The sequence below is a fragment of the Lacinutrix jangbogonensis genome, from assembly GCF_000797445.1.
Classification (GTDB): domain Bacteria; phylum Bacteroidota; class Bacteroidia; order Flavobacteriales; family Flavobacteriaceae; genus Lacinutrix; species Lacinutrix jangbogonensis.
This window is the reverse complement of the sequence record NZ_JSWF01000035.1, coordinates 56098-73834: the sequence shown is the minus strand read 5'-3', so window position 1 is coordinate 73834 and position 17737 is coordinate 56098. Positions and strand designations below refer to the sequence as shown.

13 protein-coding genes, 1 tRNA gene and 1 pseudogene are annotated in these 17737 nt (G+C 34.3%); 8 read left to right on the top strand and 7 right to left on the bottom strand.

Annotated elements, in window-relative coordinates:
- Positions 1-14 precede the first annotated feature (14 nt).
- The gene (locus tag RH82_RS14590; protein WP_241148077.1) at positions 15-6362 is read left to right on the top strand and encodes a PKD domain-containing protein; all 6348 of its coding nucleotides are present in this window, start codon (positions 15-17) and stop codon (positions 6360-6362) included.
- A gap of 165 nt (positions 6363-6527) precedes the next feature.
- Here RH82_RS14590 and RH82_RS18935 read toward each other — a convergent pair whose 3' ends face one another.
- Positions 6528-6770, bottom strand: a complete 243-nt coding sequence (locus RH82_RS18935) for a hypothetical protein (protein WP_241148076.1) — start codon at positions 6768-6770, stop codon at positions 6528-6530.
- Here RH82_RS18935 and RH82_RS18930 point away from each other — a divergent pair.
- Entirely contained in the window at positions 6658-7128 is a 471-nt protein-coding gene (locus RH82_RS18930) for a T9SS type B sorting domain-containing protein (RefSeq protein WP_316930944.1), read from the top strand. The genes RH82_RS18935 and RH82_RS18930 overlap by 113 nt on opposite strands.
- Positions 7129-7469: 341 nt before the next feature.
- Here RH82_RS18930 and RH82_RS14580 read toward each other — a convergent pair whose 3' ends face one another.
- Positions 7470-8408, bottom strand: coding sequence for a calcium/sodium antiporter (locus RH82_RS14580; RefSeq protein WP_034057056.1), 939 nt, complete (start codon positions 8406-8408; stop codon positions 7470-7472).
- Positions 8409-8597: 189 nt separating this feature from the next.
- Between RH82_RS14580 and RH82_RS14575 the strand changes: the two are divergent.
- The 4 genes and pseudogenes from RH82_RS14575 to RH82_RS14565 all read left to right on the top strand — a co-directional run.
- Positions 8598-8943 (top strand): annotated as a pseudogene (locus RH82_RS14575) (BlaI/MecI/CopY family transcriptional regulator); the annotation flags it as partial.
- 470 nt (positions 8944-9413) lie between these two features.
- Positions 9414-9590, top strand: a complete 177-nt coding sequence (locus RH82_RS19290; protein ID WP_162182462.1) for a hypothetical protein — start codon at positions 9414-9416, stop codon at positions 9588-9590.
- A gap of 107 nt (positions 9591-9697) precedes the next feature.
- Entirely contained in the window at positions 9698-10672 is a 975-nt protein-coding gene (locus RH82_RS14570; RefSeq protein WP_081979271.1) for a hypothetical protein, read from the top strand.
- A complete protein-coding gene (locus RH82_RS14565) occupies positions 10650-11207 on the top strand; it encodes a hypothetical protein (protein ID WP_034061752.1) in 558 nt (185 codons plus the stop codon). The genes RH82_RS14570 and RH82_RS14565 overlap by 23 nt, the downstream gene beginning before the upstream one ends.
- Before the next feature lie 73 nt (positions 11208-11280).
- On the opposite strand, the gene RH82_RS18925 is transcribed toward RH82_RS14565, so the two are convergent.
- From RH82_RS18925 to RH82_RS14560, 3 genes are read right to left on the bottom strand one after another with little or no spacing between them, the layout of a single operon-like run.
- Positions 11281-11367, bottom strand: coding sequence for a T9SS type A sorting domain-containing protein (locus RH82_RS18925; protein WP_241148086.1), 87 nt, complete (start codon positions 11365-11367; stop codon positions 11281-11283).
- Between the two features lie 14 nt (positions 11368-11381).
- Positions 11382-11576, bottom strand: a complete 195-nt coding sequence (locus RH82_RS18920; RefSeq protein ID WP_241148075.1) for a T9SS type A sorting domain-containing protein — start codon at positions 11574-11576, stop codon at positions 11382-11384.
- Complete coding sequence (locus RH82_RS14560; protein WP_241148074.1) at positions 11551-13272, bottom strand: endonuclease; 1722 nt, start codon at positions 13270-13272, stop codon at positions 11551-11553. Before RH82_RS14560 ends, RH82_RS18920 begins: the two co-directional genes overlap by 26 nt.
- A gap of 564 nt (positions 13273-13836) precedes the next feature.
- Between RH82_RS14560 and RH82_RS18915 the strand changes: the two genes are divergently transcribed.
- Together RH82_RS18915 and RH82_RS14550 are read left to right on the top strand one after the other, a co-directional pair.
- A complete protein-coding gene (locus RH82_RS18915) occupies positions 13837-13989 on the top strand; it encodes a hypothetical protein (protein WP_034057060.1) in 153 nt (50 codons plus the stop codon).
- Between the two features lie 100 nt (positions 13990-14089).
- A tRNA-Arg gene (locus RH82_RS14550) sits at positions 14090-14163 on the top strand.
- An 86-nt stretch (positions 14164-14249) separates the two neighbouring features.
- Here RH82_RS14550 and RH82_RS14545 read toward each other — a convergent pair.
- Both RH82_RS14545 and RH82_RS14540 read right to left on the bottom strand, forming a co-directional pair.
- Positions 14250-14435 (bottom strand): YgaP family membrane protein, encoded by a 186-nt coding sequence (locus tag RH82_RS14545; RefSeq protein WP_034057063.1) that lies wholly within the window; start codon positions 14433-14435, stop codon positions 14250-14252.
- A 15-nt stretch (positions 14436-14450) separates the two neighbouring features.
- Complete coding sequence (locus RH82_RS14540; RefSeq protein WP_034057067.1) at positions 14451-17645, bottom strand: efflux RND transporter permease subunit; 3195 nt, start codon at positions 17643-17645, stop codon at positions 14451-14453.
- Between the last annotated feature and the right edge of the window lie 92 nt (positions 17646-17737).

Below are 17737 nucleotides of genomic sequence, written 5' to 3'. Positions count from 1 at the left end.
AAAAGATATTTTAAATGAAAAAGTTAATAATAATATTAGTCTTTATAATCACAAGTGTTTCATTTTCTCAAGATATTTTGATGCAAAATGGAATGTCTAACCAATGTTCAGGTACTTTTTTTGATTCTGGTGGTCCTGCAAATTATTCTAGTAATGAAAATTTTGTATATACTATTTGCTCTCCAACGGCTGGAGAAATTATTCAATTAAATTTCACATCGTTTGGTACTCAAATGATTAATGATGTAATGACTATTTATGATGGAGACAATACTTCGGCACCAGTATTAGGGTCGTTTTCAGGTGGTGGAGCTACTAATAATCCAGGATTAGTATCTGCAACTGTGGCGAATGCTACTGGTTGTTTAACCATTGAGTTCACTTCTGATGGTGGTGCAAATACTTTTGGTTGGTCCGCAACAATTTCTTGCTATGAGCCTTGTCAAACCATAACAGCTGTTTTAGATAGTACTTCTCCAGGGATTAATGGAGCTGGTCAGGTAGAAGCAGGTTTAAACGAAACCATCACCTTTAATGGTAGTGGAATATTTTCTTCTACAGATGTAGGAGCAACTTATACTTGGGATTTTGGAGATGGTACTCCTACTGTAACTGGACAAACAATTACTCATGCATACACTACAGCTGGTATTTATGATGTTACTTTAGTTATTACAGATACAAACCCAAATGGATGCCAGAGTACAAATAATATTAATTTACAAGTTATTGCAGGTGCTTCAAGTCCAGGGAATCCAAATGTGGATGCTGGTAATGATGTTTCTATAGATTGTACTACTGGTTGTGTGGATATAACCGCAAGTTACTTAGATATTGGTTTAACGGATACTTATAATATGAATCAAATCGTTTTTGTGCCTCCTTTTGCATTTAATGGTTTGGCTAATGCTTTAAATCCTAATGAAGATGACAGATGGTCTACTGTAGAAAACTTACCGTTCGATTTTTGTTTTTTCACTAATACAGAGACACAGTTTCAAATTGGTTCCAATGGAATTATACGTTTTGATGTTGATGCTGCTGATGCTGGTGCAGGCTCAGGTTATATATTAAACCAAAACTTGCCTAATAATAATGAAACCGCCATTATGGATGGTAATGTATTTACACCAATTCATGATATTAATCCTTTAGTGAGTACTACTGAGGAAATTGCTTGGGAAATTATTGGCACCACACCAAATAGAGTATTAGCAGTAAGTTTCTTTGAAGTACCTATGTTTCAATGTGCTAATTTGGAAGCTACACACATGGCTGTGTTTTATGAGACAACAAATGTTATTGATATTTATGTGCGCGAAAAGTCTATTTGTAGTTGGAATAGTGGAAACGCCGCATTAGGGATCCAAAATGATGCTGGGACAACTGCTTTTGTTCCACCAGGACGGAATACTCTAGATCCTGATTGGGATGCTACAGAGGAGGCTTGGCGCTTTACGCCAGCTGGACCAAGTGTAGTAGAATTTGCTTGGTTAGATAATACAGGTGCTGTTATTTCAATTACACCAACGTTTAATGTTTGTCCAACAGTAACAACCACATATACAGCTAGAGTAACGTATACTAATTGTAACGGAGATATTGTAATTGTAACAGATGATGTGGTTGTTTCTGTGCCTATAGTTGTTAATTTAGGAGCAGATCAAAATTTATGTGTTGGAGATCCAGATGTTACATTAGATGCTACAGTAGCATCAACAACTGCTACGTACCAATGGGTGCTCGATACTATAGATATTTCAGGAGAAACAAATCCTACACTTACGGTGTCTTCTCCTAATTCTGGTACTTACAGTGTTTCTGTATCGGATGCTGATTGTACAGTAATTGACGATGTGATTGTTACTTTTGCAAACGAAAATGCTTCATTTAATTTCACTCCTTCTTGTGACAGTGCAACAGCTGTGGTTACTGGAGATTTAGGTGGTGTGTTTGCATTCAACCCTATGCCTATAGATGGAGCAGCAATAGATGCATCAACAGGAACGATTACTAATGGAATTCCTGGTTCAACATACAATGTTGATTATTCAACAGGAGGCAGCTGTTCTGTTACTAATAATGAGGCGGTTACGTTATTATCTACAGATGATTCAAGTTTTACAATGATTCCTGAATGCGATGGTGGTACTGTAGATACAATTGTAACTACTGGAGGAATATTTACTTTTAATCCAATGCCAACAGATCTAGCTATAATTAACATGGCTACTGGAGAAGTTTTAAATGGAACTTCGGGAGCAACATACACTGTTGAATACACTACAACTGGAGCTTGTTCTTCTACGACTGCTATTACTTTAACAGTAACACCAGCAGACGACTCTACCTTCACCATGCAAGCAACTTGTGATGGCGGAACAGTAAATTCAGTAGTGACACCCGGTGGAACTTATGTTTTAAATCCATTACCAACAGATACAGCAACGATTGATGCAGCTACAGGAACAATTACTGCAGGAAGTCCAGGTGTTAGTTATATGGTAGATTATACCACTAATGGTCCTTGTCCTACTATGAGTTCTGTTGCTGTAACAGTTAATTTAACTTTTGATGCTTCATTTACCATGACACCAACCTGTGATGGAGGAACAGTGACTACAGAAGCAACTTTAGGAGGAACCTATACTTTTAATCCAGCACCAACAGACACAGCAACAATAGATCCAACAACAGGAACCGTAATTAATGCAACTTCTGCAGCAACGTATACTATTGAATACTCACTGGGAGGTGCATGTTCGTCCTCATCAACAGTTGTTTTAACAGTATTAACCACAGATGATTCCTCTTTCACTTACACGCCAACCTGTGATGGTGCTATAATAGATACGGTTACAACACCGGGTGGAATCTTCACTTTTAATCTAACATCAACAGATATAGCAACACTAGATGTTGCAACTGGAGCTATTACAGATGGTACGCCAGGAGCTGAATACACAGTAGATTATATTACTAATGGCACCTGTCCAACAACAAGTACTGTAACGGTTACAGCGTATTCATTACCAGTATTAGTAATCCCAACACCATTAGAAGTTTGTGATGATGGCACACCAGACGGCATGACACTCATTGATTTAACCCTGAAAAACAACGAGATTTCAGGTGGTAATCCAGCATATTCGGTAACCTATTATATTGACCAAGCAAATGCAGACGCAGAAATCAATGCGCTTCCAAATCTATATACCAATACAACCGCAGATATGCAAACCATATTTGTGCGCGTCGAAGACGTTACTACCGGCTGTTTTGACACTACAACTTTAGACTTGTTAGTGGAGCAAGCACCAATAGCGTTTACACCAACGCCCTTAGTAGATTGCGATCCAGACAGTGATGGTTTTGGAGTCTTTACACTCTCAGATACAACATTAGAAATCACAGGAGGCGCAGCAGGACTTACCGTAACCTACCATGAAACTATGGCAGATGCCGGAAATAATGTTAATGCATTAACTAGTCCATACAATAATATTGTAGTCGATACACAAACCATTTACGTAAGAGTAGAGAGTTCAACCATTGCAACCGACTGCGCTACTTTTGTAGCATTAGTTCTTACTGTAAATCCAACACCACAAATTACAACAGCTGCTAATTTAACAGCATTAGAAGTTTGTGATAATGATGCCGATGGCTTTGCTGTTTTCAATTTATCAACTAAAGAACCAGAGATTCTAAACTTATTAGACACAGATACGTCTAACGATTTAGACCCATTATTATACACCATTACGTATTATGAGAATATGGCTAATGCTGAAGCACCAAACAACCCTATCACTACTCCAAATGCATATGTAAACACAACTATGGACCTACAAACCATTTGGGTGCGTGTAGAAGATAATAGTACAGGTTGTTATAAAACAGTAGCCTTAGAATTAATAGTAAACCCATTACCAGTACTAGTACAACCAACACCATTAGTGCTTTGTGATGTTACTAATCCTGGCGATGAGGTAGAAGCCTTTACTTTAGAAGATGCCAATGCACAAATACTAAACGGTCAAACAGGTATTAGTTTAAGCTATTTTAGTACACAATTAGGTGCAGATACTAATGACACTGCAGTACAAATAGCAAGTCCGTACACCAATACAGTAAACTCACAAACGGTTTATGTGAGGGCATCAAACAATACTACAGGCTGCGTAAGTACGATCACCTTAGATTTAAGAGTCAATCCATTACCATCACCAGCGATACCAGCACCATTACAAGCCTGTGATGATGATAATGATGGATTCTATGATCTATTCGATCTAGACAGCCAATCGGTAATTATAGAAAACGGAGAACCAAATGTTACAACTGCTTATTACGAAACAGCAGCAGATGCCATGAGTATGACCAATCCACTAGTAAGTCCATACTCCAATATTGTAGCAAACCTACAAACCATACACGTATTAGTAACCAACGATCTTACAAGTTGCTTTACTATTGTTACTATGGATTTAGAAGTATTACCATCACCAGTAGTACCAATAGCTATTGAAGACTATGTTGTTTGTGATGATGATGCCGATGGTTTTAACCAATTCGATTTCGATGCTGTTATTACACCACAAATTTTATCAGGCGGACAAACAGCAGCAGACTTTACTTTAAGCTATCACTTAACACAAGCACAAGCAGACGCTGGTACTAATCCAATAGTAAACACTTCAAACTATACTAATGCAAGTAATCCACAAATCATTTACATTCGTTTAGTAAGCAATACTAATGGCTGTGTAACCACAACAGGTACATTCGAGATAAGAGTAGAATTTCCACCAGTACTTGATCCTGCATACGATAATGAATTAACGCAATGTGACGATTTAGATGCTGATTATATGGAAGCCAATAATGGCACAACAAGTTTCGATTTAACGGTAGAAGACCTTGAGATTACAGGTCCATTGAATGTGAGTTGGATTGTTACGTATTATGAAATCCTAGCAGATGCACAAGCAGATACTAATGCTATTCCAGACCCAACAGCCTATACAAATACTATGGCAGGTCCGCAAACATTATATGTACGTGTAACCGATAACGACACCAGCTGCTTTAGCTTTACAACGGTTACTATTAGAGTGATTCCAAACCCATCACCAAGTCCAAATCCAGTAGATTTAGAACTGTGTGACGATATAAATGTTGTAGGTCCAAATGATTTGTTAGAAGTTTTTGATTTAACAGAAAACGAAGCTTTTATTCTCAATAACGAAGTTGGTGTAACCGCAAGTTACTATATCACACAAGACGATGCTATAATGGCTAACAATGAAATAGTAGATCCAAGCATGCATACCAATGAAGATCCTGAAAATCCAGGCGTAGCCATAACACCACAAACTATTTATGTACGTCTTACCAATGGTACAGACCCAACAGGATTAGGTGGTACAGGTTGTTACAGTTTGGTAAGTTTCGATGTGATTGTAAATCCATTACCAGTAGTGACTCCAGTAAACGATTATGTGATTTGTGAACTCAATACAGATGCTATTGCAGACTTCGATTTAACAAGCATGACAGCTGCGATATTAAACGGACAAGACGCAACAGTCTTCACTGTAACTTATCATGAAACGCAAGTAGAAGCAGACACTGCAATGAACGACTTAACGGTAAGTGGAGATTATACTAACACCAGTGATCCTCAAACTATTTATGTAAACATCACCAACACAATAACAGGATGTGATACAGCGGTACTAACCTTCGACTTACGAGTAGATGAAGCAGCACAAGCAAATTCAGATGGTGTAGCAATACTCTACCAAGCATGTGATGATACTATGGCGTTTGATAATGATACTACGAATGATACTGTAGCATTCGACCTTACAACACAAAATGATTTTGTGCTAGATGGTCAAGATGCAGCAAACTATACAGTGACGTATTACGACAATCAAGCAGACGCAGACGTAGCAACGAATCCGCTACCATTTACCTATACAAATACCGTAAATCCACAAGTAATAATAGCAAGAGTGGATAATGATATTATAGGAGTAGGACCATTGGCAATAGATTTAGTCGCTTTAGGTACAACAGGAATAGATTTTGATAACGATGGCGATATAGATACTATAGGTACAGATGCAGATGGTATTTTTGATCTTATTGATACTACGGGAGATGGCGCCTCAAATGGAACAGATACCACAGGAGATGGCTTGATTGACCAAGTCGATATCGATGGTGATGGCATAGCAGATTATGTAGATCTTAATGGTGATAACGTAATAGACAATGAACAAGACAGTTCTACCTGTTATGAAACAGCAGAGATCACCCTACAAGTCAATCCAATGCCATCCTTACTTTAGAAGCTGAGTATTTATATGTATCAATACTAATGGTACAGAAATTATAAATTCGCCAGTAATAGACACAGGCTTAGATGCTACATTATATACTTTTGTATGGTCATTAGAAGGTACAATATTACCAGGTGAAACAGGTTCAAGTATAGCGCCAACAAGCGGCGGTACTTATAGTGTTATAGCTACAGATAATGCTACAGGATGTGCAAGTATACCAGTAGACACTTTTGTAACAGTAAGCGAGCCACCAGTAATAGATGCAGAAGTAACAAGCTTAGCCTTTGCAGACCAACACGATATTGCAGTAACAGCAAGTGCAAGCGATGCTACAAACAACTCCATAGCAATATACGAGTTTAGTCTAGATGGCGGTAGTTGGGAAACCAACGAGCCAAACGATAGTATGTACACGTTTACAGATGTTTCAGCAGGACAGCACACCATAACAGTAAGAGATAGGATAGGTTGTGGAGAAAGTACAATAACTATTATGGTTATGGATTACCCACATTACTTTACACCAAATGGTGATGGTTATAATGATACTTGGAATATTTATGCTATTGGTAACCAACCAGATGCTGTGATTTACATCTTCGATCGTTATGGAAAGCTACTAAAACAATTAAGCCCAACAGGCGCAGGATGGAATGGTACTTATAATGGCAATCCAGTACCAACAAGCGACTACTGGTTTACATTAGAATATAGAGAACCAAATACAGACGAGAAGAAATCGATACGTGCTCACTTTACGTTGAAGAGATAGAGAAAGAAAGACAAGTAATATTTTAACCAAAAACGCCTGAACTAATGTTCGGGCGTTTTTAGTTAAAAGAATAATGTGAGCTATTTGAATGAGCACGCGTTAAGGGTGGAAGCGGCATCCTTTTTTTTCTAATGCTATTGCTTATTTAAATATATGTCCTTAGGTTAATAAGATGGTGAACCGCGTTAAGTCGTATAAAAAAAATATAGAGGATAGTCTGACCAAGATGATGCTTTTTAGTATGGCTTGGTAACGCCGAAAATAATAGGCTTATCAATTAACAAATAAAATAAGCTTAATAATTCAAATTATTTTGACCTCATTTTACTTCATAACTGGTGTTATTTAAAAGATAAGTATAGGAATAAGCAATAGCCTAATACTAAAAGCAAACCTTTGTATCTGCTTATTTGCATTCTTTTAGGGATTAATATTAGCAGTAATAGAATGGCTGAAAATCCAATCATCCAGAAAATGTCATTACCTAATATTTTTTCATCGGTAACAGGAATGGCTTTAATAATTGATGTTAACCCTAAAACAGAACCAATATTAAAAATGTTGGACCCTATTAAGTTTCCTAATGATAATGCCTTTTCTTGTTTGGCAGCAGCAATAATGGAAGCCGCTAATTCTGGCACGCTTGTACCAATAGCAATTACGGTTACAGCAATTACGGCATCACTAACTCCTAAAGTTTGGGCAAGACTTTTTGCTCCATCCACTAACCAAACAGAACCGAAATATAATGCTACTGCACCAATAAGTAACCAAGTAATAATTTTGTAATTAGTTACAGTAGCAAGGTCATCGCTAACATCGCTAGAATCGGTATCTGATTTAGAATTCTTAATGATGATAACTATGAATACAACTAAGCTACAAAATAGTATTAAACCTTCTAAGTTTGTTAGCATATTATCATTAGCAAGAAAATAATATAGCATAAAAGAAAAGAAGAGCATTATAGGCCAATTAAGCTTGTAAAAAGATTTATCTACAGTAATAGGTCCAATTAAGGCAGTGACGCCTAAAACTAATCCGATATTGGCAATATTTGAGCCTACGACATTGTTTAAAGCTATGGCAGGAGAGCCTTTTAAAGCTGCCTGTAGACTTACTAATAATTCTGGTGCTGAAGTTGCAAAAGAGACCACCGTCATACCAATAACCATTTTGGAAATATTTATTTTAAAAGATAAGGCAATTGATGCTTTAACTAAAAAATCGCCTCCTATAACTAAAAGTATTAGACCCAAGACTACCCAAAGTATGCTCATTGAATTAAAATTTATGCGAATATAAGACATTTGATTATTGATTTAACGATTCTGTTTTTGTAGTTATTTACAATTTATTGTCTTTTATTGTTTCTTTAAAAACTAAAAAAATAGTTAAAAACTATATTTTTAGTTGCATAACTATTTTTTTAGTTATGTTTGTGGTGCGATACTAATTATGAAAAAATTATGCAAAAATTAACCAATAGAGAGGAAGAGGTTATGCGTATTTTATGGAGCTTGAAAATGCTTTTGTAAAAGATGTAATGGCTGAAATAAAAAAAGACCAACCACATTACAATACCTTATCTACAATGATTAGAAACCTTGAGGAGAAAGGTTATGTTGGTTATGAGGCTTTTGGAAAAACACATCGATATTTTCCAATTGTAAAAAAGAAGACTATCGTAAACGCTTTATGAATACTGCAATAGACAACTACTTCAATAGTTCTTATAAAAATGTTGTGTCGTTTTTTGCAAAAGAAGAAAAGATTAGCATTTCAGAGCTTAAAGAGATTATAAATTTAATTGAAATAAAAATAATTATGGATTACTTTTTGAAAGCTTCAGCAATTATTACTTTATTTTATTTATGTTATAAGGTTTTTTTACAAGGCGAAACCTTTTTTCAATCTAATCGATGGTTTTTACTAATAGGTTTGTTTTTTGCTATTTTTTCACCTTTATTAATTATTCCTATTTACATAGAATATGTCCCAGTTCCAATTAATTTTTCTGAATTTGAAGGCATTACAACTCAACAAGTAGAAACTTCAGAGTATCAATTTAACTTTTTCTCATTACTAACTTATATCTATAGTATTGGGGTTGTCTTTTTATTTGCAAAACTATTAATTCAATTATATTCTTTAAAAACTCTTTTTAAGAGCAACAAAAATATTAGAAATGGGAACTATGTTTTTATTGAGACGGATAAAGAGACTACTCCTTTTCGTTTTTTAATCGTATCGTCTACAACTCAGAACTTTTTTCTAAAAATGAGTTGCAACACATTATTTCGCACGAAAAAGCACATGCCACACAACTTCATTCTATAGATGTTATTATTGCGCAGTTAGCAACAATTTTCTTTTGGTTTAATCCATTTACGTGGTTATATAAAAAGAATTACAACAGAACTTGGAGTTTATTGCAGATCAAGAAGCACAACGTGAAATAGAATGTTCAAAAAGCTATCAAACCGTTATGCTGAAAACGAGTTTAAGTCAAAATCGAATCTCACTATCAAATGATTTTTATCAATCTTTAATCAAAAAACGAATTGTTATGTTACAAAAATCGAAATCAAAAAAACGCAGCAAATTAAAACTAATTATTGTACTTCCGTTTTTAGCACTTTTTTTAATGAGTTTTAATGTCGAAGAAATTTACGTAGTTAAGGCTAAAACGCCACAATTAGGAATAGTAAACGAAGTCTTTATTATATCTTCAAAAGCTTCAGACAAGCAACTTGAAAACATAAAAAACAAGTTAGAGGCAAAAATAGATGGTTTGAAAATTAGTTTTTCAAACTTAAAGAGAAACGCTAATGGAGAGATTACAACACTTTCTATTGCAACAAAATTGGAAGGAAACACAAGCTATAATCGTAACGTTACTTATGAGAGTAAAGCTAGTAACCCAATTGAAAAAATTATTATAAAAATTATAAATGGAGAACTTGTTTTTGGAGACGAAAAACAAGATGCTATAATGCGCGCAACAGAAAAAGGTGTTATTACAGATAAACTTCCTGTAAAAAAGGAAACAGCTAGGACAAGTACCATTCACACACAAGGTTCTGGCGACAATATAAAGATAGAAATAATTAGTAATAATAAGGAGAATGGTGGCCATAACTACGAAATAGTAACTGAAGAAGTTGATAATATAAAAAGCGAACTACACGCTGTAGGAGTCAACAGTAAACCATTGTATATTGTAAATGAAATAATTGTAGAAGAAATTGAAACGAACATAACTGCCGAAAAAATTGTCTCTGTAAACGTGTTAAAAGGCAAAGTAGCCAGAGAAAAATATGGTGAGAAAGGAAAGGATGGTGTTGTTGTAATTACTACTGAAAATAATAACAACATTACAAATGTTTTGTCTAATAATGGAAATACAGTATATGTTTCTAAAAACGAATTAAAAGAATCTAATTACAAGCAAGCTAAAAAAGAGAACCCATGGAAAATTCAGTATGAGGTTTCGGAAATAAAAGGAATGATAACTGGCAGTGATTCTGAAAAAAGAAAATGAGGTTTTTATAATAAACCAATTTAATACCAATAGCTCTAATAGAAATAAAGCATTACTAATTATTGATGGAAAAAAATCTAATCAATATGTTCTAAATGCTATGGATCACAGCATGATTGGCGCAATGCATGTTTTAAAAACTAAAGAAGCAACAAGTCTTTACGGAGAAGATGGTAAAAACGGTGTTATTATTGTAACGACTAAAAATGAGAATCCTGGGAAATTAGAGTTAACAAAGGTGTCATTTATAGCCGATGAAGATGTTTCTAAAAACAGCAACACGTTTTACATTACTAAAACAACTCCTAAATCAATTTTAGAGCACTATAAAACTGAATTAAAGACTCTTGGTATTGCGGTGAAATATTCTAAATTAAGACGTAATAAGTCTGGTGAAATAACAAGTATTAAAATAGCATTATCAGACAATAATGGTAACAAATCTAGTGCTACTTTTAAAGTTAATAATGGAATATCAAAAATTATGTTTGGCAAAAAGGAGAACAAATTAATTGTAACTTCTAGTAATTTATAATAGTCAATATAACTTCGTTTAAAACAAAAGAACTGACTTCATTGAGTTTGTTTTTTGATTTAACGATATATTATTAATTAATAATAATCTTTTTCATTATGCTTTCGGCTCCAGCTTCAATTTTAACTAAGTATAAGCCACTTGCTAGTTCTAAATCTATAAAGTTATTATTTTCTATTTTTTTGTTAATACCAAGCGACCTTCAGAAGAAAAAACAGAAATATCATACTGTTGTTTAGTGCCAGAAATAAATAATTTATTGGTTGCTGGATTTGGATAGACCTTTATGCTTTCGGTAGAAAAGTCTGTAACGCTTAAACTATTATCCCAAGTATCGCCAACGTTAACTCCCCAAATATATTCTACCAAATCTGGATGGTCTATTAAAAGGATTTCTATTATTCTGCCAAGTATAAACGACGTTGTTTCTGTTCATTTCGTAATCATCTGGTGGATCGTTTCTATGCCAATCTAATAATGTCGCTAAATCTCCTAATAATCCATTGTTAGTTGCGTTTATAAAACCGTTAACAATGTCTAATCCGTTGTATCTAATGTCTAAAAATAAAACACTTCTAGCTACATCTCCTTTAAAGCTTCCTGCATTACCAGTTGGTCCATTGTATTGGCCATAATGTTGGTTGTTTCTAGAGCTGTTTTCTGGCCCATCTGCTGCTCTTAAAGCATGTGCGTCGGAATAGGCGTGATCTAGAAAGTTAGCATCGGTAGCCCAAAAAACATTAATACCATCTGCAATCTCACTGCCTTCAATTTCTTCAAAACCACCTCTAGAACTTGGGAAAGTATGTTCTCTATTCCATTTTCCAACACTACTCCCTAAAGATTGTATGTCTAGTTTAGCTCTGCCTTGCTCAGTATAAACTAGCCAGACTTGATTGCTATTTTCTGGATTAACATCTGCATCTTTTAAAATAGTATTAACATCTGCATAGGTTTGTGCTTTAACCGTTGCAGGGTCTGCTACGATGTCTTGAAGCGCATTACGTAAACTAGAGTTTACGTCAGTTGATAATCCATCTATTGTGTCGTAATATCCAGTTGGCTGTGCACTGCTTACTATGCCATAAGTTGGACTCGTTGGTTTTCCATAAGGAGCAACAACGAAATCATTATCGACAGCTCTTACTGTTATAAAATTATTAAATGGGATGTAAGGAGAAGTTAGATTAAAAAATTTAATAAGAAGTTCTTCATCACCTTCATCTAATGTATCATCTACCAAAGTAATACTTGTTGTTACTGTATTTTGTCCGTTAGGAATTACAACAGTTGTATTTCCTGTATAATCCGAAGTATTAAAGCCCGAATTATTTAACGTAAAATTAATTGTAGCATCTGCAGTTACATTGGTTTCTGAAGTAAAGGTAATGTCTAACGTTTCGCCTTCGGTATATTGTGTTTGTGTTACAGAAATTGTAATTGGATTAAAAATAACTCCACTACCATCGTTTAATTGTCTTGGCGTTGGAGTAGCAGCAAAGTAAGTTCCATCATTATTACGCTGAATGGATTTAGGATTTGCATTTGTACCATTATCATTTACTTGTTCTAGTAATTCAAAACCGGGAGCATCATTAAAGAATTCAAGTAGATTTGTAACATCCGGGTCGTTAGTTTCGTAAACTAAGATGTCTACCACATTGGCTATGGTCGCATTAGTTAAATCTGGGAAGTCTGTGGCGTCTGCTTGATAAATAACGGCAACATCTGGACCGTTTTGTATAAGATTCTGACTGAAGAGCAACTGTGGAAAAGGTGTAACTAAATCACTACCGATAACAAATAGTCCATTAATATCTGTAGTTAATCCATCTAAATCTAGAGCATAATAGCTTTTACCTCCTGTACTACTTGTATTAGAACCGTTATATAATACTAAAACATAGCCGTTAAGACTTGTATTTGGATTTGGAGTTTTTAATTCTATAAATTCTTTCGTATCTGTGCTCGGTGTGTCGCAATCTATTTCGTTAATAACTACATCTTGACTAAAAGCAATATTGCACAAAAACAATAAAAGGATACATTGGTAATGTTTTTTCATAGGTACTATTTTTTTTGGCAAATATAAGACTATAACTTAATCAGAATCAATTTGAAGGATTATTTAACTTTTTTGAAATTTAGATTAATGAAAACATGAAATGTGATGCTTTTTTAAATGAAAACGCCCTTGGTTTAAAAAAACCTCTACAAAAAGGCTCTACAACTGTATTGTATTTATGGGTAAAATGTTTGATTTGGTTAGTAATTGAAACTTTTTTAAAGAAATTTAGTTTAATATCGAAAGCATATGCGTTTATTTTGTTATAAAAGTAAAGTCAGTTGTATTAATTTATGATATTTTCTTTGGTGGTTAATATTGAAAAAATATATCTTCAAAAAACAATCAAGAAAATACAGTTATTATTAACCTTTAAAACCTAAATATTATGCTAGCACTTGCCAAAATTATTATCGATATTATATTATGGATATTTCTATAAAAAATTTGTAAAACTTAGTCTAGAATAAGTTTTAACTTTTTTTTATAAGAACAGTATTTGGCAAACATTAATTAATAGTATAATTTTGAAGCCTAATAACGGTAGATTATTTTCAATGCATTATGAAGAAACAAACGTTTAAAATACTTGCTAAAGTGAATAAATTAATTTTACCAAGCTATACAAAGAGGAGATTAGATTTAAGTAAAGCCACAAAGGTACAGATGGCTATTTTTGGTTGGAAGTTATACGTCACCAAAAATGCATTAGATTAATTATATCAATCATTTTAAAGTTCATTTGATTTAAGTTTATTATTTTATGCTATAATCTTGACCATTATATAAAAAAAAGATATATTTGCACCCACAAAATGGCCTCGTGGCGCAACTGAATAGCGCACTTGATTACGGCTCAAGAGGTTACTGGTTTGAATCCAGTCGAGGTCACAAAAAAGTCTGTACAGAAATGTGCAGACTTTTTATTTTTACATGAAATAGGCCTTCATTTATTACCTAAAAGAACAAGAACCTCTTTATTTTTTAATTCCCAATTTCACTAATATAGTTTCTAATAAACACCATTTTGTAAAAGCAGACTGTATTAAGTTTACGCCAATAAAAACGGTAAACCATATCCAATTTGGATGCACATAAACACTTAGTACAGCACTTAATAGTACCATTATACCGACGATAACTCTAAAATACTTATTTAACATTTTTATTAGTTTTAATTATTTATAATTCTTCTTTTCAATCATATAATATACTAATGGCACAACCAATAAGGTTAATACTGTGGAAACAATAGTTCCACCCATTAATGAAATCGCTAGGCCTTGGAAAATGGGATCAAATAAAATCACGAATGCTCCAATTACAACCGTTCCAGCTGTTAATAAAATTGGTGTTGTACGTACTGCTCCTGCTTCAATTGCTGCTTGTTTAAGTGGCACACCTTCGGCTGTTCTTAGGTTGATAAAATCGATTAGTAATACCGAATTCCGTACCATAATTCCTGCTAAAGCAATCATTCCAATAAACGAAGTTGCAGTAAAAAAGGCTCCCATAATCCAGTGCCCTAGAATAATCCCGATTAAGGATAAAGGGATTGCAACCATCATTACAATTGGAGCTTTAAAGTTTTGGAACCAACCAACAATTAAAATGTAAATCAAGATAATAGCGCCTAAAAAGGCAATACCTAAATCTCTAAATACTTCTAAAGTAATTTGCCATTCTCCATCCCATTTTACAGTATAGTTATCTTCAAAATCTGGCTGGCCCAAATACATTTCGTTTAACTCATAACCTTTTGGTAATGGTATTTCTTTCAACTTTTCTTCCATTCCTAAAATTGCATAAGCAGGACTTTCTAATGCTCCAGCCATATCTGCCATGACATAAACCACACGTTTTTGGTTTTTACGATAAATGCTTTTTGCAGCTGTAGTTTTTGTAATGTCTACCAAATCTGCAATTGGAACCATGTTTCCTTGTTTCGATTTTACTTTTAATTGCGAAATATCAGAAATTGTCGATTTCTCCTTTTCATCTAAAGCCAATACTAATCCAATTTGGTTTACAGCATTTTCATTATATATATTGGTGATTGCTCTGTTTGATAATGCCATATTCATGGTGTAGGTAATTTGTTGTGGAGCAACACCATATAACATTGCTTTTTCTTTATTAATGTCAAATTGATATTCAGTTTGATCGTCTTCCACCATCCAATCAATATCAACAACATCATCTGTATTCTTCAAAATATTCTGAACGCTATTTGCTATTTTAATTTGCTCGTTATAATCAGGACCATAAACCTCTGCTACAATAGTCGATAATACAGGTGGTCCAGGAGGTACTTCAACCAACTTGACATTAGCATTGTATTTTGAAGCAATTTTTTGAATATCTGGTCGTAATAATTTTACAATACCGTGACTTTGAATATCACGTTCACCTTTATCAATTAAATTCACTTGAATATCTGCCATATTACTACCGCCACGTAAATCGTAATGACGTACCAAACCATTAAATGTTATTGGAGCAGAAGTACCAACATAGTTTTGATAATTTACAACTTCTGGTCGTGTAGCTAAATATTGCGAAATCTCTTGAGTTACAACTCCGGTACGTTCTAAGGTTGTGCCTTCTGGCATATCAATTACTACTTGAAATTCGTTTTTATTATCAAAAGGCAACATTTTTACAGCAACCGAATTTGTGAAAAATAAGACCATTGTTGCCAATAATACCACAAAAGTTCCTATTAAAAACAACCAACGTTTTCTTTTGCTTTCTAATAAAGGGCGTTCAAATTGGTTGTAGATTTTATATATAAGTGTGTCTTCTACAGCTTTTTCCGGTTTGTTTTCTGCTCCTTTTTTATCTTTTTCTCTTAAAAAAATATAACCTAAATACGGCGTAATGGTTAAGGCTACAAATAGGGATAAAATCATTGCAATTGACGCTCCAATTGGCATTGGTGCCATATATGGTCCCATCAGTCCAGATACAAAAGCCATTGGTAATACAGATGCAATGACAGTAAATGTTGCTAGAATTGTTGGGTTTCCAACTTCGTTAATGGCATATAAGGCTGCTTGTTTAAAAGGCAAGCGTTTCATTTTATAATGCCTGTGCATGTTTTCGGCAATAATAATAGAGTCATCTACTACAATTCCTGTGACGAATACCAAAGCAAACAATGTGATTCTGTTTAACGTATAATCCATCATATAGTAACTCAATAACGTTAATGCAAACGTAATTGGAACAGATAAAAACACTACCAATCCACCACGCCAGCCCATCGCCAACATTACAACCAGAGTTACTGCAAAGATGGAGCCTATGAGGTGCCACAATAATTCGGACACTTTATTGGATGCAGTTTCTCCATAATTTCTAGTAACTTCAACATGTACATCGTCAGGAATTAAAGTAGCACGCAAATGTTCTACTTTATCTATAATGATTTCAGCAATTTTCATGGCATCTGCACCTTTTCTTTTTGCAACTGAAATGGTTACAGCAGGATATTCCGATTTATAATCTGAAGACTTTATACTTCCTTTTCCAAACCCTAAACTCACATAGTTTTGAGGTATTTCTGGACCATCAATAATTTCTGCGATTTGCTTTAAATAAATAGGCTGGTTTTGTTGTACACCAACCACCAAGTTTTCAACATCTGTAACAGATTCTAAAAACTTGCCAGTATTTATCAGGAATTCGGTATCGTTTTTATCAAAACTTCCAGCACTCATTTGACTGTTGCTTGATGTAATCATTTTAGAAACAGACAAGAAATCTAATCCGCTTGATGCTAGTTTATCTTTATCTAAAACCACACGTAATTGTCGATTTCTTCCTCCAATTTTATGCGTAATCGCTACATCGTTTACCTTTTTTATTTCAGCTTCAAGCTCTTGAGCCATTTGGTTTAATTGGTAATCATCATAATTCTCGCTCCACAATGTTAAGCCTAACATCGGGACATCATCAATAGCACGTGTTTTTACTAACGGAAACGTTACGCCTTCTGGCATTTCGTCCATGTGCTTATTAATTTCGTTGTATAATTTTACAAAAGAACGCTCAATATCTTCGCCAACATAAAATTGTACGATAACCATTCCTTGTTCTTTCATAGATGTAGAATACACATATTCCACGCCTTTAATATTCGAAATTAATTGCTCTAATGGCTTAATCACACGTGATTCTACTTCAGTAGGACTTGCACCAGGATAACCTATAAAAATGTCTGCCATTGGCACATCAATTTGTGGTTCTTCCTCACGCGGAATTAAAAACGAACTATAGACTCCAACGACCATAAACACAATCATTAACAATATTGTTAACTTCGATTGCATAAAGACTTTGGCTATTTTTCCTGCGATTCCTTCTTTCATTGCATTATTTTTTTTCCATTCCCACGAAGGTGAGAATCTCAATTCTGTATTTTTTTGGCCGTTTTAACAGGCTATCCACTATATCTTTTTAC